The following is a 20,571-nucleotide window of genomic DNA, read 5'->3' on the forward strand; positions in this document are numbered from 1 at the left end:
GCGCGCTCGTCAGGCCATTTTCGGCTCCACGCCCGCCCTGAAATTGCCGTCATAGCGGGCGACCGATAAATCGTCATAGGGAATCTCCGGCCGCGCGCCGCTGATGATATCCGCCAGCAGCCGCCCCGACCCGCAGGCCATGGTCCAGCCGAGCGTGCCGTGTCCGGTGTTGAGATACAGGTTTTTCACCGGCGTGGCCCCGACGATGGGCGTGCCGTCCGGCGTCATCGGGCGTAGTCCGGTCCAGAATGTGGCCTGCTCGATATGGCCGCCGAACGGAAAAAGATCGCGCACCACCATTTCCAGCGTATCGCGCCGGGCTTTTTCCAGGCCGGTGTTGAAACCGACGATTTCCGCCATGCCGCCCACCCGGATACGCCGATCAAAGCGGGTGACGGCTATTTTATAGGTTTCATCCAGGACCGTGGATACCGGCGCGCCCTGTTCATCGGCCAGGGGGATGGTCAGCGAATAGCCCTTCAGCGGATAGACGGGTATGTCGATCAGATCGCGCAGCATGGCGGTGGAATACGAACCCAGCGCCATCACATACGCATCGGCCTGCAGCAGCTCGCCGTCGCAGACGACCCCGGCCACCAGGTTGCCGGTGCGCATCAGGCCGGTAATAGTGCAATTATACTGAAATTCAACGCCCTGCGCGGCGGCCATGGCGGCCAGACGCTGGGTAAACAGCTGGCAATCGCCGGTTTCATCGTTAGGCAACCGCAGCCCGCCGCTAAGCTTATGGGCCACGCCCGCCAGCGCCGGTTCGACGTCGGCCAACTGATGGGCTTCCAGCAGGGCGAAAGGGACGCCTTCATCGCGCAGCACGGCGATATCCCTGGCGGCGGCGGCATACTGCTGGTCGGTGCGAAACAGCTGCAGCGTGCCGCCCTGGCGGCCTTCATAGGCGATACCGGTTTCGTCGCGCAGCGCCTTGAGGCAATCACGGCTGTATTCCGCCAGGCGCACCATGCGGCTTTTATTAATATAATAATGGTGGCTGTCGCAGTTACGCAGCATTTGCCACATCCAGCGCAACTGGTGATCGCTGGCTTTCAGCCGGATAGCCAGCGGCGCATGGCGCTGAAACATCCATTTTATAGCCTTTAACGGTACGCCCGGCGCGGCCCATGGCGCGGCATAACCGGGGGAAATCTGTCCGGCGTTGCCGGCGCTGGTTTCCTGCGCCGGTCCGGGCTGCCGGTCAAGCACCCGCACTTCATGCCCCGCCCGGGCAAGATACCACGCGCTTGCCACGCCGATAACGCCACTACCCAGAATGATGACCCGCATGATTATCCAATCCTATGGCGCCCATTGCGCAGCACAATAATAATGTAGTAGGGGAGAAAAAACGGTTAACCGGCCAGCGTTTCCTTGGCCGGCGCAAGCCGCGACATTGCTGTTAGCCCATCCTAAAATACTCAGCCGTGGGGTTATTTCAAGGGCAATACGCCATTAACCGGGGATAATCGCGCCGGGATTAAATTTGGCGCGGCGCCTGCGTCATTTTCATCTTGCACTAGGATTAATTATAAGCCAGCATGATGAAGTGCTGTCTGTAACGATGAGGTGCGCTGATGACGATTTCTCTTGACGAAAGTTTTAAGGATACCACTTGTCTTAGCGATGGACCCGACTGGACATTTGAGCTGCTGCAGGATTATCTGGACGAGATCGACCGGGTGGCGAAGCTTTATCGGCTGGACACCTACCCCCACCAGATAGAAGTGATCACTTCCGAGCAAATGATGGACGCCTATTCCAGCGTCGGCATGCCGATTAATTATACCCATTGGTCGTTCGGCAAAAAATTTATCGAGACTGAACAACGTTACAAGCAGGGCCAGCAAGGGTTGGCGTATGAAATTGTCATTAACTCCAACCCTTGTATTGCCTATTTGATGGAAGAAAACACCATGACCATGCAGGCGCTGGTCATGGCGCATGCGTGTTACGGCCATAATTCTTTTTTCAAAAATAACTATTTATTCCGCAGTTGGACCGATGCCAGCTCCATCGTCGATTATCTCATCTTCGCCCGCGGCTATATTACCAAATGCGAGGAACGCTACGGCGTCGAGCAGGTGGAGCAACTGCTCGATTCCTGCCATGCGCTGATGAACCACGGCGTCGATCGTTATAAACGTCCGCAGAAAATCTCGCTGCAGGAAGAAAAATCGCGGCAAAAGAGCCGCGAGGAATATTTGCAAAGCCAGGTTAACGAACTGTGGCGCACCCTGCCCCGGCGCGAAAAAGAAGAGTTGCCGGCCCAGGCCAGCCGCTATCCCCATGAGCCGCAGGAAAACCTGCTGTACTTTATGGAGAAAAACGCCCCGCTGCTCGAGCCCTGGCAGCGTGAGATCCTGCGCATCGTGCGCAAGGTCAGCCAATATTTTTATCCGCAGAAACAAACCCAGGTAATGAACGAAGGCTGGGCCACCTTCTGGCACTACACCATTCTTAACCATCTCTATGATGAGAAAAAAGTCACCGATCGTTTTATGCTGGAGTTTCTGCACAGCCACACCAACGTCGTCTACCAGCCGCCCTATAACAGTCCGTATTACAGCGGCATCAACCCTTATGCGTTAGGGTTCGCCATGTTCCAGGATATCAAACGCATCTGCCAGTCGCCGACGGACGAAGATAAGCACTGGTTCCCGGATATCGCCGGCAGCGACTGGCTGGAGACCTTGCATTTCGCCATGCATAATTTCAAGGATGAGAGTTTTATCAGCCAGTTCCTGTCGCCGAAAATCATGCGCGATTTCCGTTTGTTTACGGTATTGGATGACGACCACAATAATTATCTGGAAATTGCCGCCATTCATAACGAGGAGGGCTACCGGGCCATACGCCAGGAGCTTTCATCGCAATATAACCTGAGCAACCTGGAGCCGGATATCCAGATTTGGAATGTCGATCTGCGCGGCGACCGCTCGTTGACACTGCGCTATACGCCGCAAAACCGCGCGCCGCTGGCTAAAAGCCGGCGCGAAGTGATGAAGCATATTCATCGGCTGTGGAGTTTTGATGTCTATATGGAACAGGTCAATGACGATGGCAATATTGAGTTGATTGAACGCTGTCCGCCGCGGTCTATACCGCTGTGATGGCATGGGCGCCGTCTTGTAGAGGCGCCGCGTTTCCAATAGCGCGGCTACGCTTTATCGTCTGTATTCTTTTCCCATAACATTCCAAACGCATACCGACGCGTGCGCGCCGGCCGGAAACGGTTCTGCGGGCCTGTCAGGCGTTGAGGTTAACGCCTGAATTCGGCGATATCGCGCGGAATGGCGGACTGCATGCTGCTCCAGATGACGCCGCTTTCATTACCGTAATGGCGGACCAGATCGATAACCTGATCGTACAGGCCGTCGCGGCACAGCGCCGCCAGATGCGTGTAAAAGTTACGCGCCAGCTCGCGGGCCTGGGGATTGGAGAAATAATAACGTCCCACCCGCAGGTACATGCCTTTCAGGCCGTTCAGGATCAGGCCATATATAGGATTGCCCGACGCATAGGCCAGCTCGTGGAAAATACGGTAATCCATTTCGGTGAAGGCATCCGCCTGATCCTCCAGGTCTTTCGCCTGGGCCAGCACGTTCTGCGCCTTATCCGGATAAAAGCGTATCGCCATGCGGATAAAGATCGAGGCGATATTGGTGCGCACCGACAATAAATTATCAATCAGCTGCGGCACGCTGTCATGGTCCAGGCGGGCCAGGGTTTCCAGGATATTCAACCCGGAGGTTTCCCAGACATTATTCACCCGGGTGGGCTTGCCGTGCTGGATTGTCAGCCAGCCGTCACGCGCCAGCCGCTGCAGCACTTCCCGCAGGGTGGTGCGCGTAACGCCTATCACATCGGACAGTTCGCGCTCCGCGGGCAGGATTGAACCTGGCGGGAAATGATTGTTCCAAATACTCTCAATCAGATACTCCTCCGCAAAACCGGCAGGACTCTGCGCCTTAATGACCATAATGTTATGTTCCGTAGCAGCATGCGTATGTGAGCTAAAAACGGCCTAATGATATCAGAACGCGTGAACCCGATATACAGCGTTAAGGGATAGTAACAGCAAAACCCTGCCATATCCGGCAATAAAATGTCATGTCCGCCGCATTACCGGCGGGGTTTTCCTCCCACTGCGCATAACGGCCTTATTCGGCATGATTCCGCTGCGGCGATTCCCGCGCAGGCGGCACGACAAAATAGCAGCGGAAAAAGCAGAACACCATCAGATTGAATAAAAGGGAAACAAGTATGATATCAAGTGGCATATTCCTAAAAAAGAGGCTGGCTTCTGGCTTTAATTGATTTAAACTGCCTGTTTAAAAGCAACCAACCGGCCTGGATAATAATGTATGTTGCAATTCTTTAACCGCTGCTCAAGAGGGCGTGGTGCCTGGGTATTGCTGGCGCTTACCGCCTTCGCCCTGGAGCTGGTGGCGCTTTATTTTCAGCATGTCATGTTATTAAAACCCTGTGTACTGTGCATTTACCAGCGCTGCGCGCTGTTCGGCATTATGGGTGCCGGCATCGTCGGCGCCGTCGCGCCGTCGACGCCCCTGCGCTACGGTGCGCTAATTATTTGGCTCTACAGCGCCTGGGAAGGCCTGATGCTGGCGATGAAGCATACGGATATCCAGCTTAATCCCTCGCCGTTTGTCACCTGTGATTTTTTTGTCAGCTTCCCCTCCTGGCTGCCCTTGGATAAATGGCTGCCGTCCGTATTCAGCGCCACCGGTGATTGCGCGGTCAGACAATGGCATTTTATGTCCCTGGAGATGCCGCAGTGGATGATCGTGATTTTTGGCGCTTATCTCCTGGTCGGCGTGCTGGTCCTGATCGCCCAGCCGTTTCGCCCCAAAAAACGCGACCTGTTTAACCGTTAACCGGAAATCGACCGCCGCGCCTTCAGCTCTTCAGGCAAAACGGTGAAGAGGCCTCAATAATCACGTAGAGGGCGCCATGACAAAGACGCCCTGAGCATCGCCCGATGGCCGCAGGGACGTGCGGCGGCGTTTTATGAGCTGCGCCATGCCGGCGATGGCTGTTGTTACGTAAACCTGAGAGGGGGAACGAAATAAGCAAAAGTGAAATCGTACAAAAACACAGCGATTTCACTCGTGTCCGACCCCCTCGCCCGCTACTCTCCCTCCAGGTTCGCCCACATCGCCCCGCGGGGAGTCGCTCATGCCCGATACAGCCAAAAAAATTCAGTGGATTAATTCCCTTAAGGGGATCTGCATTCTGCTGGTGGTATTAAATCATGTCATTACCACCAGCTATATTCCCTCGCTCGCGCTGATTGACGCGCACCTATTTCTCACCCGCGCCTGGGTGGCGGTTAACCATTATCTGGTGCCGCTGCGCATGCCGGCGTTTTTCTTTATTTCCGGCCTGCTGGCCGCTGACAGCGTGATCAACCGCTCCTGGCATGAGGTGGCGACCAAGAAAGCGGTCAATCTCTTTTATCTTTACCTGCTATGGTGCGCCGTACAGTGGTTATGCGTGAGTTTCATCAACCGCGAGCTGGCGTTTGACGACTGGCGGCTGATGGCGCATAACGCCGCCTACGCGGCCTCCACCGGCCAATTTCTGCTGTATGTGGCGACCGCGATGTCCAGCCCCTGGTATCTGTACGCCCTGGCCATGTATTTTGTCGTCTGCAAACTGTGGCGACGTCACTGGCTGGCGCTGCTTATCCTGGGCGCGCTGCTGAATTACGCCTGCGTCCTGGGGATGGTGCCGTGGTGGGGGCCGGCAAGCGTGGCGCAAAACGGGATTTTCTTTTTTACCGGCTGTTTCCTGGGCGCACGCATCGTCGCCCTGCTGGCCGAGAGCCGCTCGCGGCGGATACTGTTGGCATCCCTTGCCGTCTTGGCGCTGATTCACGCGGTGCTTGCCATGGATAAGAGCCTGTTTACCAGCGCGCTGGCGGTGTGTATCGCCATACTGTGCTGCCAGTGGGTGAACCGTAACTGGTCATGGCATAACGAAGCGTTGCGGATGCTTAACTGGATAGGCAAAAATACGCTGCAGATCTATGTGCTGCATAAACTGCTGACCGAGCTGCTGGCCGTACCCATGCTGGGCGCGCTGGCGCGTTACCACGCGTTTGACCATCGCCTGTTCTCGCTGTTTTGGCTGGCGGCGTATCCGCTGGCGGCAACCGCGTTATGCACCGCGGGCGCGATCGGCATCTGGTGGGCGCTTAACCGCGGCGTCGGACGCGTACTGTTCCAATATCCGTCGCTGATGCGCGCGGAAAAGGCCCTGGGCTAAGCCCGCGCCGGGCGGCAGCTTAACGCGCCCAGGCCGGTTTGTTCAGGATATGGTCCTGCCAGTCGGTAACCTCGCTTTCCCGCACCGCGATATAACGCACCGAAATGCGTTCGCCGTGCATGGCGGCCTTGGAGCCGGTGATCAGCGGATGCCACTGCGGCAGGGGCTTGCCTTCCTCCTGCAGCCGATAGGCGCAGGTGGGCGGCAGCCAGTCAAAGGTGAGGAGATTTTCGCGCGTCAGCTTGATGCAATCCGGTTCATATTCAAAGCGCGTGTCGTAATGACGGCACTGGCAGGTCTTGATATTCAGCTGGTTGCAGGCCACGTTGGTGAAATAGACTTCCTCGGTGTCATCGTCAATCAGCTTATGCAGGCAGCACCGGCCGCAACCGTCGCATAACGATTCCCATTCATCGTCGGTCATCTCGGCCAGGGTTTTTTCTTGCCAAAAGGGGCGGCTTGTCATAATGGTATCCGGTTAAACGACGGGCAGCTATTTTAGATGCCGGCTTGCCGTGACGCAAGGCGGCGATGAAATCAGATTCAGATAACCCGGGTTTCCAGGGCCAGCTCGTTAAGCGTCACGGTAAGCCGGTCGCCGGACTGCAGCTTTGCCACGCCCTGCGGCGTGCCGGTCAGGATAATATCGCCGGGGCGCAGGGTAAAAAAACGGCTCATATAGGCGATAAGCGGCAGTATGGGCGTGATCATATCCCGCGTGTTGCCCTGCTGGCGCACGTCGTCATTCACCTTAAGCGTCAGCGTAGCCTGCTGCGCATCGCCAAACTCCGCCACCGGGATAAAGCCGGAAATCGGGCAGGAACCGTCAAAGCCTTTGGCTTTTTCCCAGGGTTGTCCGGCTTTCTTGAATTTGGCCTGCAGCTCCCTGAGCGTCAGGTCGAGCGCCACACCATAGCCGGCGATGGCGCGGGCCACATGGGCCTCATCGGCGTGCTTGAGCGGCATGCCGATCAGGACCGCGAGTTCCACCTCATGGTGCACTTCCCCCCAATCGGCGGGAATGGCGATGGGTTGGTGGATATCGCACAAGGCGGTCTCGGGTTTGATAAACAGCACCGGCTCGGTGGGCGTGGCGCTGCCCATCTCCTTGATATGGTCGGAATAGTTGCTGCCGACGCAGACCACCTTACTCACCGGAAAATCCAGTAACGCGCCTTGCCAATCGCGATGTTGATACATGTCCACAGTCTCCTGCCGGTAAATGATGAGTCGATTACATAGTAGTTTCCGCTATTATCATACCCCAGTCGCCGCAAACCTTCACGGCGGTCGTTATTGACCCAGGGCATCCGCCAGCGTGCCGATACTGAGGGCAAAATAATAAGAGCGGTTCCAGCGCATCAGGGTGCGGAAATTATCATAGACCAGGAACGCCCGGCTTTGATTGTCGTCCGGGATAACCACCCAGGCGCGCTGCGCCGAAGCCGGCAGGGAACTGCCGTCGGCCAGGCGTATGCCCTGCCCGCTCCAGGCGTCCACCGTTTGCGCCTGCGTGTCCTTCAGTCCGGCAGCCTGCGCCGGGAACCCCGCCGGCAGGCGGACCTCTTGCCCCCATCCCTGCCCCGGCTTCCATCCTTCCGTGGCCAGATAATTGGCGGTGGAGGCGAACACGTCCATCACATTATTCCAGATATCTATTTTGCCGTCGCCGTCGCCGTCGGCACCATAGCGCAGGTAGGAACTGGGCATAAACTGGCTCTGCCCCATGGCGCCGGCCCACGAGCCTTTCAGCTCACCGACGCCGATGTCGTTTTGCTCCAGGATACGCAGTGCGGCGAACAATTCACTTTTAAAGAACTTTTCACGCCGGCCCTCAAACGCCAGGGTAGACAGGGCGGAGACGACATCCTCACGTCCCTGAATCTTGCCGAAGCCGCTTTCCATGCCCCACAACGCCACGATAAAGCGCGCCGGCACGCCGTAACGGGCGCTGATGGTCGCCAGCTGCGGCTGGTAGTCCCGGTATTGGGTCCGCGCCTGTTCTATCTTCCAGGCCGGCAGCACGCGCTGCAGGTACTCATCCAGGGTGACTTTATTTTCCAGCTGGTTCCGATCGGAGCTGATGACCCGATCGACAAAGTGCGTTTGCGCAAAAGCCTGGTTCACGACGCCGGCATTAATGCCCTGGGCCAGCGCCTCGGTTTTTAACTGCTCCAGATAGGCGGGAAACTCGGCCGGATCACGGCTCTGTTGCGAGAGCAGGGTTTTGCCGTCCTGGGCGTCGGCCGCGGGCTTTGCCGCCGGCTGCGGCGCCACGGCCGCCTGCCCGGCGTTGGCGGCCTGGGGATGATGACTGCAACCGGCCAGCATAAGGCTGCTAACCAGGAGAGGGATGGCGGATAATTTCATAAGGCTATTTCCTTAGCGCGATATTTTTACGCGGGGCCACCCGCGCAGCCGAGATATTACAGGAACGTTATAATGCCATCATGGCGCATTCGCCATTAAATAGTGGATCAATGAACAGTTATTTTGCGCGGGCGTTATGATGCTGCGCCAGTAAATTTTCAACAGGCGGGGGTAATTGCAGATAAAAACCCTGATCGACCAGGCTTTGTTTGACTTTATTTATATCCGCCGCGACCAGTTTTTTGCTACCATTTAGCGGGAATAACATTGATAGCACCGGTTTACCGAATCGGGCCATGAGGTCGGGCGGCACCCGGGAAAAGTCATCTTTTTTTTCGATATAAAGATAAGTTTGATCTTGTTTGGTACTTCTGTAGATCACACAAAACATATTTTTTACCTGGTTAACATGGTTTAGTGTCTTGCCTGTATATAGCAGTAACTATAACATGCATGCAGTGCTTCGGAATATCGCTTACCGGTAGCTTACCGGGAAAATACATGAGTCAAGACTGAGTCAGGATAGATGTCACAGACGCCCATTGAGTTAAAAGGCAGTAGTTTTACCTTATCGGTAATTCATGTTCATGACGCCCAACCTGAGGATATTCGTCAGGCATTACAGGAAAAAATCGAACAGGCACCTGCTTTTTTGAAGGATGCGCCGGTGGTAATCAATGTTTCCACCCTGACGCGGGACACCGACTGGGAAGCGTTGCGCCAGACCATCCTGTCCACCGGCCTGCATGTGGTCGGCGTCAGCGGATGCAAGGATGACCGGCTGAAAAAAGCCATTGTGCGTAGCGGCTTGCCGCTGTTGAACGAGGGCAAGGCGCCCAAACGCGCCGAAAAGGCGGCGCCTGCCCTACCGGCGACGGCCTTGAAGACCCGGCGCATCGATAGCCCGGTGCGTTCCGGTCAACAGATTTATGCGCGCGATTGCGATTTGATCGTCACCAGCAGCGTCAGCGCCGGCGCCGAACTTATTGCCGACGGCAATATCCATATTTATGGCATGATGCGAGGCAGGGCGTTAGCGGGTGCGTCGGGAGATGCGCAGTGCCAGATTTTCTGCACCCACCTCTCCCCGGAACTTGTTTCCATTGCCGGTCAGTATTGGTTAAGCGATCAGATCCCGGCTGAATACGCGGGTAAAGCCGCCCGTCTCAGCCTGCAAGATAATACGCTTACCATTCAACCTTTAAATTAAGCCCTTGACAAGGAATCCATTATGGCACGCATTATAGTTGTTACTTCGGGCAAAGGGGGCGTTGGCAAAACCACATCAAGCGCGGCCATTGCTACCGGATTGGCCCGGAAAGGTAAAAAAACCGTGGTGATCGATTTTGATATCGGTTTACGCAACCTGGACCTTATCATGGGCTGCGAGCGGCGCGTGGTGTATGATTTTGTTAATGTCATCCAGGGCGACGCCACGCTGAACCAGGCGCTGATCAAAGATAAGCGCACCGATAACCTGTATATCCTGCCGGCGTCGCAAACCCGGGATAAAGATGCGCTGACGCGCGAGGGCGTGGAAAAGATCCTCAACGACCTCGGCGAAATGAATTTTGATTTTGTGGTCTGCGATTCGCCGGCCGGCATCGAAACCGGCGCGTTAATGGCGCTGTATTTCGCCGATGAGGCCATTATCACCACCAACCCGGAAGTGTCGTCGGTGCGCGACTCGGACCGTATCCTGGGGATACTGTCGTCAAAGTCCCGGCGCGCTGAGAATGGCCAGGACCCGATTAAGGAACATCTGCTGCTGACCCGCTATAACCCCGGTCGCGTAAACCGTGGCGATATGCTGAGCATGGAAGATGTGATTGAAATACTGCGCATTCCCCTGCTGGGCGTCATCCCCGAGGATCAGTCCGTATTACGGGCCTCCAATCAGGGTGAGCCGGTAATACTCGATGCTGAATCTGATGCCGGCCAAGCCTATTCAGACACGGTTGACCGCCTGTTAGGAGAAGAACGTCCCTTCCGCTTCATTGAAGAAGAGAAGAAGGGTTTCTTAAAACGCCTGTTTGGGGGATAAACCATGGCATTACTCGATTTTTTTCTCTCCCGTAAAAAAACGACAGCCAATATAGCCAAGGAACGGCTGCAGATTATCGTTGCGGAACGCCGGCGGGGCGATAGCGAGCCTCATTATTTGCCGCAGTTGAAACGCGATATTCTCGAGGTTATTTGCCGATATGTGCAGATCGATCCGGAAATGGTCTCCGTGCAGCTAGAGCAGCGGGAAGGCGATATTTCCATCCTCGAGCTGAACGTAACGCTGCCGGAAGCGGAAGAAACGCCGAAATGATCACCAGCCAATAATCCCCCTGCCGATACAGGGGGAAAAGAGCGCCTGGGGATTTATAATGCCGCGGGCAGGTCGGTGGTTGCCGCCTCGCCGTCGAGTATTGCGCGTAACCGCGCGCCAAACAGCGCTTCCCGCCAGCCGCTGAGCAATTCCGGCGTGCGCTGCCCCGGGGTCAGCCGCCAATGCCAGGTGAGTAATTGATTGATTTGCCTGCGCGACGCCAGCAGTTCCACGCTTAATCCGGATTCCGCGCTGGCAATGGCGATATGTTCCTTAATGGTTTTAAACAGCGCGCGATAGCCGGGTTTATCGATGAGATTAACCACCGGCTCCGGCAGCTGATCTTCCGTCATGGCCGCCGCCTCCTCCACCAGGGCGAGGAGCATTTTGCCGTGATAACGGATTTCCGGCCCGCTTAACCCCAGTTTGTCCAGTTCGCCCAGCGATCCCGGCATATAACGCGCCACCTGCCATAAATTTTCTTCCCGTACGACGAAGTTCACCGCCATATCCCGCTCGCGCGCTTTGCGCAGGCGCCAGGAGGCCAATTTTTGCAGGCACGCCAGTTGCCGGGTGCGCAACTGCCAGGCATTGCCGATATCGCGATAAGCCAGTTCCGGATCGACGATTTCCTGGCGCCGCTGGCATAAGGCGTCGCACTCCTGCCTGGCCGCGTCGGTCCAGCCCGCCGCTTCGGTTTCCCGGATCAGCTGATCGGCCATCGGCAATAGCCAGAACACGTCGGCCGCGGCGTAATCGCATTGCCTGGCGCTTAGCGGCCGCGCCAGCCAGTCGGTGCGGGATTCGCTTTTATCCAGCACCACCTGCTGGTAATCCGCCACCAGCGCGGCAAAGCCGCAGGACAGCGGGCGGCCATTGAACGCGGCCAGCACCTGGGTATCAAGCATGGGCACCGGCATCTGATCAAAGGAATGCAGGAAAACTTCCAGGTCCTCGCTGCAGGCATGCAGAATTTTCACCACCCCCCGGTCGGCCAATAGTTCCCGGAACGGTTGCCATTGCGAAATAGCCAGGGGGTCGATGAGCGATAACGTGTCACCATCAAATAGCTGGATTAAACCCAACTGCGGATAGTAGGTGCGGGTGCGGACAAATTCGGTATCCAGCGCCACCCGATCGTGCTGGCGGGCAAGCGCGCATATCCTTTGTAAATCTTCATCGCGGGTAATTAATTGGTAATTGGACACAGAGTTCTCTTACTGTCAGTCATGGCGGCAAAAAGCGTTTATCCGTGCTCGACGCGTAATTGCTTGCGCAGAATTTTGCCTACATTGGATTTGGGTAACTCAGCGCGGAATTCCACCAGTTTTGGCACCTTATAGCCGGTCAGGTACAAACGGCAGTGGGCAATGAGTTCCTCGCGGGTCAGGGAAGGCTCTTTTTTCACCACGAAAATTTTTACCGCTTCGCCGGTGTCATCGCTGGGCACGCCTATCGCCGCCGCCTCAAGCACTTTCGGATGCCGGACCACCGCATCCTCTATTTCATTGGGGTAGACATTGAAGCCGGACACCAGGATCATATCCTTCTTGCGATCCACGATGCGCACGAAGCCTTGTTGATCCACTGTAACGATATCGCCGGTAGAAAGCCAGCCGTCTTTCAGCGTCTCGGCGGTGGCTTGCGGCTGGCGCCAATAGCCCGCCATGACCTGCGGTCCCTTGATCAGCAGCTCCCCGGGCGCGCCGGGCGGCACGTTATTGCCGGCCCCATCCACCAGGCGGATATCGGTGGAGGGCACCGGCAGGCCGATGCTGCCGCTGAAACGGTTCAAATCATAGGGATTGCCGGTCACCAGCGGCGAGCATTCGGTCAAGCCATACCCCTCCAGCAGGTGCTTACCGGTCAGCGCATGCCAGTCATCCGCCACCGGTTGCTGCAGCGCCATCCCCCCGCCCACCGACAAATGCAGCGAGGCAAAATCCAGGCGACGGAACGCCGCGTTATGCAACAGGGCGTTGAACAACGTATTCACCCCGGAAATCGCCGTAAAATGGTGACGCCGCATGGCGTCGACCAGGGAGGCGATATCGCGCGGGTCGGTAATCAGCAGGTTACAGCCGCCCATTTCCACAAACAGCAGGCAATTTATCATCAGGGCGAAGATATGGTACAGCGGCAGGGCGGTGACCATCATTTCGCGCCCCAGGGTCAAAATAGGCCCGTAGGCGGCTTTCGCCTGCTCGAGGTTGGCGAGTATATTGCGGTGGGTGAGCATGGCGCCTTTCGACGCGCCGGTGGTGCCGCCGGTGTATTGCAGGAAGGCCAGCGAGTCGCCGTTGATAATGGGCGGGCTGAACTCCAGCCGATGCCCCTGCGCCAGGGCGCGGCGATAGGAAACCGCCTGCGGCAGGCGGTATGGCGGCACTTTGCGCTTAAGGTGTTTTACCGCCGCGTTGACCAGCGTGCGCTTCAACAGCGGGAAATGATCGCCCAGGCGCGTGAGTATCACATGGCGAATGGCAACCTCCGCCAGCACCTTCTCCAGGGTATGGGCGAAATTGTCCACGATAACGATGGCCGCCGCGCCGCTATCGTTAAGCTGGTGACGCAGTTCGTCCGGGGTGTAAAGCGGATTGACGTTCACCACCACCATGCCGGCGCGCAGGACGCCGAACAGCGCCACCGGGTATTGCAGGAGGTTGGGCATCATCAGGGCTACGCGATCCCCTGGCTGCAGGCCAATGACCCGCTGCAGGTAAGCGGCAAACGCCAGGCTGAGCGCGTCGAGCTGGCGAAATGTCAGGGTCTCCCCCAGGTTGATAAATGCCGGCAAATCGGCAAAACGGCGCGCCGCGTTGGCGAACAGAACGGCGATAGATCGGTAATGATCGGGATCGATATCCGTCGGGACATCGGCAGGGTAACGCCCGGTCCATATCCGCGCCATGCCCTGCCCTGTATTATCAATAGCCGATGTGCTCATCGCCGCCCCATATTGCCTGGATTCTTATCTGTAATGGTAATGGAACTGGGCAATCGGGTGGAAATCGATATCAGGATTGAGCGTTTCGTCACTATTCGGTCAGTACGGTTTCAACCTGGGCATTGCCGTAACCGTAGCCGTAGCCGACGCCCCACTCCGGCCCCCAGCCGCGGCCGTAGCGGCCGCCCCAGCCCCATGGGGACATCGGCGGCCCCATCGGCGCCACCACCTGTTGCGTCAGCTGCCAGCGTTTATATCCGTCCGCGCGCACCACTACAAAGGTATACTCCGCCTTGTCGACGGCGCCCTTTTCCGTGCCGGTGATTGGGCCGACCACGGTGACCCACTGGTGATTAAAGTCCATCGGTTCCAGGAAGCCGTTGATATAGGCCACCACCCTGCCGGTAGAGACTTGGTGCAGCCTGGGCCGCGCCGAATCATCCAGCGGCACAGAGGCTATTTCCAGCCGGGTGCGTCCGTTGAGATTGGTGACTTTAACCACTTTGCCGCCGAAACGGGCTTCCTGACCGACATACAGGGACGGCGCGTTAAGCACGCGCACCAGATCCTGCTGGGGGGTGGGCGAGGTGCCGCGCACGGCGTCCGGCACCGTGGCGCAGCCGGACAGCATCATGACCACGGCCAGGGCCGGCCAGGTAAAACGACGGCGCTGCGCGCTGCGGACAGTAGTTTGCTTAAACATCTTGCGCTAGATTCCTCATACCTTTAACGGTATACATGGGTTATTACTTTGACCCGTGGCGGCGGCATAAGTTGCTCTTTATTCGCGTCCCGGCAGCTTTTTCCACGTCACTTCATTGCGCAGATAGGTCGGCGCCTGCAATTCCACCGCCAAGGCCTCGCCCTGGCTTAAGCGTAGCACCGCCAGCGGCAACATATCCACGGCCGACGGCAGCAGGGTCTGGCCGTCCACGAGCTGCACGGCCGGCGGAGCGATAAGTCCGGGATAGGTTTGCCAGCCGGTGCCGGCCGTTGCCCACTGGCCGGCCAGTTCGGCGGCTTGCGGCGCCAGCTGATCGGGTTTAACCACTTTTTCGCCCGCTTCGCCCAACCATGCGCCGCTGTCGCCGCGCTGGTACTGCGCCCAGTAGACCTCGCCCATGCGGGCATCGATGGCGCACAGCACGCGGCTGATGCCGCACCGGCGCCAGGCGCCCTGCGCCAGCGCCGCCAGGGTCGACACGCCGATCATCGGCAGCCCGGCGCCAAGCGCCAGGCCCTGGGCGATGCCGATGCCGATGCGCACGCCGGTAAAGCTGCCGGGGCCGCGCCCATAAGCCAGGGCATCAAGCTGCGCCAGCTCGATGCCGGCCTCGGCCAGCAGGCTGTCGACCATCGGCAGAATGCGCCGGGTGTGCTCGCGGGGGGAAATTTCAAAACGTTCGCTGATTTCACCGTTGATCCAAAGCGCCGCGGAACAGGCTTCAGTTGCGGTATCGAGAGCTAAAATTCGCGTAGACATGCCAAACCTCAGGCGGGTGTAAAAGAGTGGTGCCGGACCGGGCGGGTATTGTAGCATACCCGCTGGGGCAAAGGGATACGGGATGCCTGCGGGGGCGAGGGGCAATATACGCCACCGGTCAGCGGTGTTGCAAAAAGTCGATGGCGCGCTGCAGCGAGCGGGTGCGCGGCGCCGGCGGCAGGCTGTTGAGGAAAATCTGGCCATAGGGCCGGGTCACCAGCCGCTGATCGCAGATGATCAGCACGCCCCGGTCGTCGCTGTCGCGGATAAGCCTGCCCACCCCCTGCTTTAGGGCGATGACCGCCTCGGGGATCTGCACCTCGGCAAAGGGATCGCCGCCGCGCAGCTGGCAATCCTCGGTGCGCGCCTTAAGCAACGGGTCATCCGGGGCGGTAAAGGGCAACTTGTCGATAATCACGCAAGACAGCGTATCGCCGCGCACGTCCACCCCTTCCCAAAAACTGTTGGTCGCCACCAGCAGCGCGTTGCCGGCGGTAACAAACTGCTGCAGCAGCTGGCGTTTGCCGGTCTCGCCCTGCAATAGCACCGGCAGGGTCAGCGTGGCGCGAAACTCCGCCGCCAGATCCCGCATCATCTGGTGAGAGGTGCACAGGAAAAAGCAACGCCCCCGATTGGCGATAATCACCGGCGCCAGCATCCGCGCCAGCTGCACCGCCGCCCCGCGCTGGTTCGGCTCCGGCAGGAAGCGCGGCACGCACAGCAGCGCCTGGGTCGCGTAATCAAACGGGCTGGGCAGCAGCAAGGTTTTTGCGTCTTCCAGGCCGATCCGCCGGGTAAAATGCTCCAGGCGATCGTTGACCGACAGGGTGGCGGAGGTAAAGATCCAGGTGCCCTCTTTTTCGCTCATCACCTCACGAAAGCGGGTCGAAACCGATAACGGCGTCAACGCCAACACAAAGTGCCGGGCATTGCATTCATACCAATAGCTGAAACCCGGTTCCTGGGTATTCTTCAGACGCTTGAGCCGCGCGCGGTACAGGCTGGCGCGTTCAAAAGCGGCATCAAGCAGCGCCGACCGTCCCAGCGCCAGCTTCGCCACGTCGTGGCATAATTCCAGTGCGTCATCAAGCAACAGCAGCGCGCGCTGCAGCGAAGGCTGGGTCAGCACGTCGCGCAGGTTGCCGCGAAAACCCGGTTCGCCCAGCGCCAGCCGGAAATCCTGGGTGCGGAAGGTAAGCTGATCGGCGCTCTTTTGCAATTGGGCCATATCGCGCACGTCGGTGCGGTAGGCAAGCGTCATGTCGCGCGCCAGATCCATGAGTTGACGGCTGGTGAGCTGCTGGCCGAAATACTGGCTGGCGATATCCGGCATCTGGTGCGCTTCGTCGAAAATCATCACCTCGCCGGTGGGGATAAGCTCGCCGAAACCGCCTTCCTTAACCACCATATCCGCCAGGAACAGGTGATGGTTTACAACGATCACGTCGGCCTCCATGGCTTTACGGCGCGCCTTGACCACAAAACACTCTTTGTAGAGCGGGCAATCGCCGCCCAGGCAGTTGTCGTTGGTGCTGGTGACCAGCGGCCATACCGGGCTGTCTTCGGCGATGCCGCCGCAGTTGGCCACGTCGCCATCCACCGTCTGCGACGACCAGTTGCGTACGCCCGCCAGCTCCGCCAGGGTTTCCGGCGCCATGCCGACCCCGCCGGCGAGCTGCTGCTCCATGCGCTCAAGGCACAAATAGTTGGAGCGTCCCTTCAGCAGGGCGACCTGACCCTGGTACGCCAGCGCCGCCGCCACTTTGGGCAGGTCGCGGGCATACAGCTGATCCTGCAGCGCCTTGGAGCCGGTGGAGATGATAACCTTGCGTTTTGAACGCAGCGCCGGCACCAAATACGCATACGTCTTGCCGGTCCCGGTGCCGGCCTCCACCACCAGCGGCTGTTTTGTGTCGATGGCCTGCGCTATCGCCTCGGCCATCAGGCGTTGCGACTCGCGCGGTTTAAATCCGGTGATGGCCTTGGCCAACGCGCCCTGGGGCGCAAAATCATCTGTCACGCTGTCTCTCTGTCATTCGGTTGCTGTCGGATTATGCCAAGGCCGGCGGTTGTCCACCACCTTCTTTGCTTAAAACGACACTATGTTATGCTGGCGGTTTACATGATGGCTTTAAGGCGAACAGTATGACCATTGAACGAATCGATCCCGGCGCGCGCATGTCCGAAGCGGTTGTCCACAACCAGACGGTATATTACACCAGCGTGCCGGAAAACCTGGATGGCGACGCCACCGCGCAAACCGCCGAGGCGCTGGCGATTATCGACCGGCTGCTAAAGCGGGTGGGTTCCAATAAAACGCGGCTGCTGGATGTGACCGTGTTCCTGGCCGACGGCGATGATTTCGCCGCCATGAACGCCGCCTGGAACGCCTGGGTGGTGCCGGGGAGCGCGCCGGTGCGCTGTACCGTCGAGGCGCGGCTGATGAACCCGCGCTACAAAGTGGAAATCAAGGTCATCGCGGCGATCTGACCGGCGCGCCGGTACCCGTGCGGCCGGCGGGGACGTTTACAGCGCCCCGTCCTCGTCGTCGTCGTCCTGTTCCAGGGCGGCGTTGCGGGCGTCGCGTTCATCGGCGTTGCGCTCGGCATAGGAACGATCGTCGTCTTCGTCGTCATCCCAGCGAATTGATACCCGTTCACCTGTATGGGTGGCGCGGATTTCATTGGATACCAGCCGGATGGCCTCGCCGCTGCTCATGCCGTCGGCCATCAGGGCCTGGATGCGCTCAACGGCCTGCTGCTGCTGTTCGTGATTTAACGCTGGCATATCGGTCAGCATGCGTGTTCTCCAGAGGGCGGGTCGATGCGTTATTATCTCACGCCGCCGCCCGCGATGCCAATCAATGCGCTTTATGTTCAGCCATGAAGCCGATATCATGCTGTTCGCACCTGCCAGGCGCTTATTGCCGGCAGACTGGACTGGATTACCTGGATCATAGTGTCGATATGTTGCCACAGCTGACTGCCTTACCCTATCACCGCGACGCCATTACCGCCCTGTTCGCCCCCCGCGCCGCCCGGCCCTGGTCGATGCTGCTGCACTCGGGCCATGCCGACCATCCGGACAGCCGCTTCGATATCATGGTCGCCGACCCGGTGGCGACGCTGACCACCCGCGGCGCCGTTACGGTGATTTCCCGCGACGGTCAATCGCATATGAGCGGCGGCGACCCGTTTATGCTGGTGCAACAACAGGTGGACAGTATGGGGATGCGTCCGGAAGCCCGGGACGATCTCCCTTTCCTGGGCGGCGCGCTGGGCCTGTTCGGCTACGATCTCGGCCGGCGCATTGAAACTCTGCCTGCCCATGCCCAACAGGATTTAACGCTGCCGGATATGGCCGTCGGCCTGTATGACTGGGCGGTGATTGCCGACCATCGCCTTGGCCGCCTGACCCTGGTGAGCTACCGCGATCCGGAGGCGCTGAAGCGGGATTTGCTGGCGCCGCCGGCACCCGAACCCGACCGGCCCTTTCGTTTAAACAGCGGCTGGCAGGCCAATATGACCCGGGGCGAGTATGGCGAAAAATTCCGCCGCATCCAGGAACATCTTTTGGCGGGTGATTGTTACCAGGTCTGTCTGGCACAACGCTTCAGCGCGGCGTTCGCGGGCGATGAATGGCAGGCGTTCCGTCATCTGCTGGAGCATAACGCCGCGCCGTTTTCCGCTTTTTTGCGCCTGCCCGGCCAGGCGGTGCTGAGCCTGTCGCCGGAGCGGTTCCTGCGGGTAAACGCGGGACAGATCCAAACGCGGCCCATCAAGGGCACGCTGCCGCGCCTGGCGGATGCGGAGCAAGATCGGCTGCAAGGGCAAAAACTGGCGGCATCGCCAAAAGACCGGGCGGAAAACCTGATGATCGTGGATTTGCTGCGCAACGATATCGGACGGGTCGCCGTCCCCGGCAGCGTCCGGGTGCCGGAGCTGTTTAAAATCGAGGCCTTTCCGGCAGTCCATCATATGGTCAGCACCATTACCGCGCGGCTGCCCCCCCATCGCACGCCGTGCGATCTGGTGCGCGCCTGTTTTCCCGGCGGGTCCATCACCGGCGCCCCCAAAATCAAGGCCATGACGTTAATCGACCAGCTCGAACCGCAGCGCCGTAATGCCTGGTGCGGCAGCATCGGCTACCTGAGCCGCTGCGCCACCCTGGACACCAATATCGCCATCCGCACGCTGCTCACGGAACAAGGGCGCATCTATTGCTGGGCGGGCGGCGGCATCGTCGCCGACAGTTGCGAGGAAGCGGAATACCAGGAAACCCTGGACAAGGTCGCCAAGATACTGCCGCTGCTGCTGGAGCTTAATCGCCCATGAACAGCACTGACCACACCCTGACGCTTACGGATTTCATCACCCGTTTCCAACTGCAGTTGCCGCAGCCCAGCGAGCCGGCGCGCAACCAGCGCCGGGCGGCGGTATTGATACCCATCATCTGCCATCACCAGCCGACGGTGCTGTTGACGCGCCGATCGGCGACACTGCGCAAGCATGCCGGCCAGGTAGCCTTCCCCGGCGGGGCGGCGGATAAGGAAGACGCGTCCTTAATCGCCACCGCGCTGCGCGAGGCCCATGAAGAAGTGGCCATCCCGGCCTCGTCGGTCAGGGTCCTGGGGCAACTGCCCCCGGTGGACAGCAGCAGCGGTTTCCAGGTCACGCCCATCGTCGGCCTGCTGGCGGCCGGCACCCGTTTCCGGGCCAGCCGCGACGAGGTGGCGGACATGTTTGAAATGCCCCTGCACCAGGCGTTATCCCTGGCCAGCTATACTCCCCTGCAAATACAGCGCCGCGCCAAAAACCTGCAGGTTTATTTTTCCTGGTATCAAAGCCATATGGTCTGGGGCATGACCGCGCAGATTTTGTATCGGCTGGGCCAACACATCCATCTTTAACGCACGTCCCTTCGTTCCCGGCCGCCGGTTGGGCCGCCGCTATCCCTACCAACCCGCGCCATGATGGTCATCGCGTCCCGGCAATAAAAGACTTCCCAACGCGATGAAAACCGTTACAATCTCCTATCTTTGCCATATTTGCGAAATATAACTCCATATTAATAATTAAACATAGTCATTTATATAGGTTGTATATCTCATTATTTCTGACGACAAAAAACCGTCTCCGGCACGCACGTGAAAGGAGA

At 58.7% G+C, this 20,571-nt stretch carries 20 protein-coding genes and 1 pseudogene; 9 read left to right on the plus strand and 12 right to left on the minus strand.

Annotated elements, in window-relative coordinates:
* Window positions 1-9 precede the first annotated feature (9 nt).
* A complete protein-coding gene (locus ACL2XG_RS04730; protein ID WP_413722769.1) occupies window positions 10-1,296 on the minus strand; it encodes a D-amino acid dehydrogenase in 1,287 nt (428 codons plus the stop codon).
* Between the two features lie 287 nt (window positions 1,297-1,583).
* Between ACL2XG_RS04730 and ACL2XG_RS04735 the strand changes: the two genes are divergently transcribed.
* Entirely contained in the window at window positions 1,584-3,119 is a 1,536-nt protein-coding gene (locus ACL2XG_RS04735) for a SpoVR family protein (RefSeq protein WP_410015274.1), read from the plus strand.
* Window positions 3,120-3,268: 149 nt separating this feature from the next.
* On the opposite strand, the gene fadR is transcribed toward ACL2XG_RS04735, so the two are convergent.
* Entirely contained in the window at window positions 3,269-3,988 is a 720-nt protein-coding gene (fadR, locus tag ACL2XG_RS04740; RefSeq protein WP_413722768.1) for a fatty acid metabolism transcriptional regulator FadR, read from the minus strand.
* Window positions 3,989-4,373: 385 nt separating this feature from the next.
* On the opposite strand from fadR, the gene dsbB reads away from it, so the two are divergent.
* Both dsbB and ACL2XG_RS04750 read left to right on the plus strand, forming a co-directional pair.
* A complete protein-coding gene (dsbB, locus tag ACL2XG_RS04745) occupies window positions 4,374-4,904 on the plus strand; it encodes a disulfide bond formation protein DsbB (protein WP_410015276.1) in 531 nt (176 codons plus the stop codon).
* 301 nt (window positions 4,905-5,205) lie between these two features.
* Window positions 5,206-6,297, plus strand: a complete 1,092-nt coding sequence (locus tag ACL2XG_RS04750) for an acyltransferase family protein (protein WP_410015277.1) — start codon at window positions 5,206-5,208, stop codon at window positions 6,295-6,297.
* A 19-nt stretch (window positions 6,298-6,316) separates the two neighbouring features.
* Here the strand turns inward: ACL2XG_RS04750 and ACL2XG_RS04755 are convergent, their stop codons facing one another.
* The 4 genes from ACL2XG_RS04755 to ACL2XG_RS04770 form a co-directional block, all read right to left on the minus strand.
* Entirely contained in the window at window positions 6,317-6,763 is a 447-nt protein-coding gene (locus ACL2XG_RS04755; RefSeq protein WP_410015278.1) for a YcgN family cysteine cluster protein, read from the minus strand.
* Between the two features lie 77 nt (window positions 6,764-6,840).
* On the minus strand, window positions 6,841-7,497 hold the full coding sequence (locus ACL2XG_RS04760; protein ID WP_410015279.1) for a fumarylacetoacetate hydrolase family protein: 657 nt from the start codon (window positions 7,495-7,497) through the stop codon (window positions 6,841-6,843).
* A 93-nt stretch (window positions 7,498-7,590) separates the two neighbouring features.
* A complete protein-coding gene (locus ACL2XG_RS04765; RefSeq protein ID WP_413722767.1) occupies window positions 7,591-8,667 on the minus strand; it encodes a lytic transglycosylase domain-containing protein in 1,077 nt (358 codons plus the stop codon).
* A 118-nt stretch (window positions 8,668-8,785) separates the two neighbouring features.
* Window positions 8,786-9,058, minus strand: a complete 273-nt coding sequence (locus ACL2XG_RS04770) for a YcgL domain-containing protein (RefSeq protein ID WP_410015280.1) — start codon at window positions 9,056-9,058, stop codon at window positions 8,786-8,788.
* Between the two features lie 135 nt (window positions 9,059-9,193).
* On the opposite strand from ACL2XG_RS04770, the gene minC reads away from it, so the two are divergent.
* From minC to minE, 3 genes are read left to right on the plus strand one after another with little or no spacing between them, the layout of a single operon-like run.
* Window positions 9,194-9,877: a septum site-determining protein MinC gene (gene minC, locus ACL2XG_RS04775; protein ID WP_410015281.1), complete on the plus strand. Its 684-nt coding sequence runs from the start codon at window positions 9,194-9,196 to the stop codon at window positions 9,875-9,877.
* 21 nt (window positions 9,878-9,898) lie between these two features.
* Complete coding sequence (gene minD, locus ACL2XG_RS04780) at window positions 9,899-10,711, plus strand: septum site-determining protein MinD (protein WP_331120874.1); 813 nt, start codon at window positions 9,899-9,901, stop codon at window positions 10,709-10,711.
* A 3-nt stretch (window positions 10,712-10,714) separates the two neighbouring features.
* Window positions 10,715-10,984, plus strand: coding sequence for a cell division topological specificity factor MinE (gene minE / locus ACL2XG_RS04785; RefSeq protein WP_162365215.1), 270 nt, complete (start codon window positions 10,715-10,717; stop codon window positions 10,982-10,984).
* Between the two features lie 53 nt (window positions 10,985-11,037).
* On the opposite strand, the gene rnd is transcribed toward minE, so the two are convergent.
* From rnd to ACL2XG_RS04810, 5 genes are all read right to left on the minus strand, one after another.
* Window positions 11,038-12,192, minus strand: coding sequence for a ribonuclease D (gene rnd, locus ACL2XG_RS04790; RefSeq protein WP_413722766.1), 1,155 nt, complete (start codon window positions 12,190-12,192; stop codon window positions 11,038-11,040).
* A 38-nt stretch (window positions 12,193-12,230) separates the two neighbouring features.
* Window positions 12,231-13,895, minus strand: a complete 1,665-nt coding sequence (gene fadD, locus ACL2XG_RS04795) for a long-chain-fatty-acid--CoA ligase FadD (protein WP_413723438.1) — start codon at window positions 13,893-13,895, stop codon at window positions 12,231-12,233.
* A 127-nt stretch (window positions 13,896-14,022) separates the two neighbouring features.
* Entirely contained in the window at window positions 14,023-14,634 is a 612-nt protein-coding gene (locus tag ACL2XG_RS04800) for a Slp family lipoprotein (protein ID WP_410015283.1), read from the minus strand.
* A 78-nt stretch (window positions 14,635-14,712) separates the two neighbouring features.
* Window positions 14,713-15,414 carry a tRNA (adenosine(37)-N6)-threonylcarbamoyltransferase complex dimerization subunit type 1 TsaB gene (tsaB, locus tag ACL2XG_RS04805; protein WP_410015284.1) on the minus strand — a complete coding sequence of 234 codons (702 nt, stop codon included), beginning with the start codon at window positions 15,412-15,414 and terminating at the stop codon, window positions 14,713-14,715.
* Window positions 15,415-15,532: 118 nt separating this feature from the next.
* Window positions 15,533-17,434 carry an ATP-dependent DNA helicase gene (locus tag ACL2XG_RS04810; RefSeq protein WP_410015285.1) on the minus strand — a complete coding sequence of 634 codons (1,902 nt, stop codon included), beginning with the start codon at window positions 17,432-17,434 and terminating at the stop codon, window positions 15,533-15,535.
* Between the two features lie 125 nt (window positions 17,435-17,559).
* Between ACL2XG_RS04810 and ACL2XG_RS04815 the strand changes: the two genes are divergently transcribed.
* Window positions 17,560-17,904 carry a RidA family protein gene (locus ACL2XG_RS04815; protein ID WP_410015286.1) on the plus strand — a complete coding sequence of 115 codons (345 nt, stop codon included), beginning with the start codon at window positions 17,560-17,562 and terminating at the stop codon, window positions 17,902-17,904.
* Between the two features lie 126 nt (window positions 17,905-18,030).
* Here ACL2XG_RS04815 and ACL2XG_RS04820 read toward each other — a convergent pair.
* Window positions 18,031-18,213 (minus strand): annotated as a pseudogene (locus tag ACL2XG_RS04820) (YoaH family protein); the annotation flags it as partial.
* 167 nt (window positions 18,214-18,380) lie between these two features.
* Here ACL2XG_RS04820 and pabB point away from each other — a divergent pair.
* On the plus strand, window positions 18,381-19,748 hold the full coding sequence (gene pabB / locus ACL2XG_RS04825) for an aminodeoxychorismate synthase component 1 (RefSeq protein WP_413722765.1): 1,368 nt from the start codon (window positions 18,381-18,383) through the stop codon (window positions 19,746-19,748).
* Window positions 19,745-20,323 carry a CoA pyrophosphatase gene (locus ACL2XG_RS04830; protein WP_413722764.1) on the plus strand — a complete coding sequence of 193 codons (579 nt, stop codon included), beginning with the start codon at window positions 19,745-19,747 and terminating at the stop codon, window positions 20,321-20,323. Before pabB ends, ACL2XG_RS04830 begins: the two co-directional genes overlap by 4 nt.
* Window positions 20,324-20,571 lie beyond the last annotated feature (248 nt).

It is taken from the genome of Sodalis sp. RH24 (assembly GCF_047324145.1).
In the GTDB taxonomy this organism is placed as follows: domain Bacteria; phylum Pseudomonadota; class Gammaproteobacteria; order Enterobacterales; family Enterobacteriaceae; genus Acerihabitans.

Coding starts and splice junctions, on each gene's coding strand:
- ACL2XG_RS04730 (WP_413722769.1), bottom strand. CDS start 1,296: ATGCGGGTCATCATTCTGGGTAGTGGCGTTATCGGCGTGGCAAGCGCG.
- ACL2XG_RS04735 (WP_410015274.1), top strand. CDS start 1,584: ATGACGATTTCTCTTGACGAAAGTTTTAAGGATACCACTTGTCTTAGC.
- fadR (WP_413722768.1), bottom strand. CDS start 3,988: ATGGTCATTAAGGCGCAGAGTCCTGCCGGTTTTGCGGAGGAGTATCTG.
- dsbB (WP_410015276.1), top strand. CDS start 4,374: ATGTTGCAATTCTTTAACCGCTGCTCAAGAGGGCGTGGTGCCTGGGTA.
- ACL2XG_RS04750 (WP_410015277.1), top strand. CDS start 5,206: ATGCCCGATACAGCCAAAAAAATTCAGTGGATTAATTCCCTTAAGGGG.
- ACL2XG_RS04755 (WP_410015278.1), bottom strand. CDS start 6,763: ATGACAAGCCGCCCCTTTTGGCAAGAAAAAACCCTGGCCGAGATGACC.
- ACL2XG_RS04760 (WP_410015279.1), bottom strand. CDS start 7,497: ATGTATCAACATCGCGATTGGCAAGGCGCGTTACTGGATTTTCCGGTG.
- ACL2XG_RS04765 (WP_413722767.1), bottom strand. CDS start 8,667: ATGAAATTATCCGCCATCCCTCTCCTGGTTAGCAGCCTTATGCTGGCC.
- ACL2XG_RS04770 (WP_410015280.1), bottom strand. CDS start 9,058: ATGTTTTGTGTGATCTACAGAAGTACCAAACAAGATCAAACTTATCTT.
- minC (WP_410015281.1), top strand. CDS start 9,194: ATGTCACAGACGCCCATTGAGTTAAAAGGCAGTAGTTTTACCTTATCG.
- minD (WP_331120874.1), top strand. CDS start 9,899: ATGGCACGCATTATAGTTGTTACTTCGGGCAAAGGGGGCGTTGGCAAA.
- minE (WP_162365215.1), top strand. CDS start 10,715: ATGGCATTACTCGATTTTTTTCTCTCCCGTAAAAAAACGACAGCCAAT.
- fadD (WP_413723438.1), bottom strand. CDS start 13,895: ATGGCGCGGATATGGACCGGGCGTTACCCTGCCGATGTCCCGACGGAT.
- ACL2XG_RS04800 (WP_410015283.1), bottom strand. CDS start 14,634: ATGTTTAAGCAAACTACTGTCCGCAGCGCGCAGCGCCGTCGTTTTACC.
- tsaB (WP_410015284.1), bottom strand. CDS start 15,414: ATGTCTACGCGAATTTTAGCTCTCGATACCGCAACTGAAGCCTGTTCC.
- ACL2XG_RS04815 (WP_410015286.1), top strand. CDS start 17,560: ATGACCATTGAACGAATCGATCCCGGCGCGCGCATGTCCGAAGCGGTT.
- pabB (WP_413722765.1), top strand. CDS start 18,381: ATGTTGCCACAGCTGACTGCCTTACCCTATCACCGCGACGCCATTACC.
- ACL2XG_RS04830 (WP_413722764.1), top strand. CDS start 19,745: ATGAACAGCACTGACCACACCCTGACGCTTACGGATTTCATCACCCGT.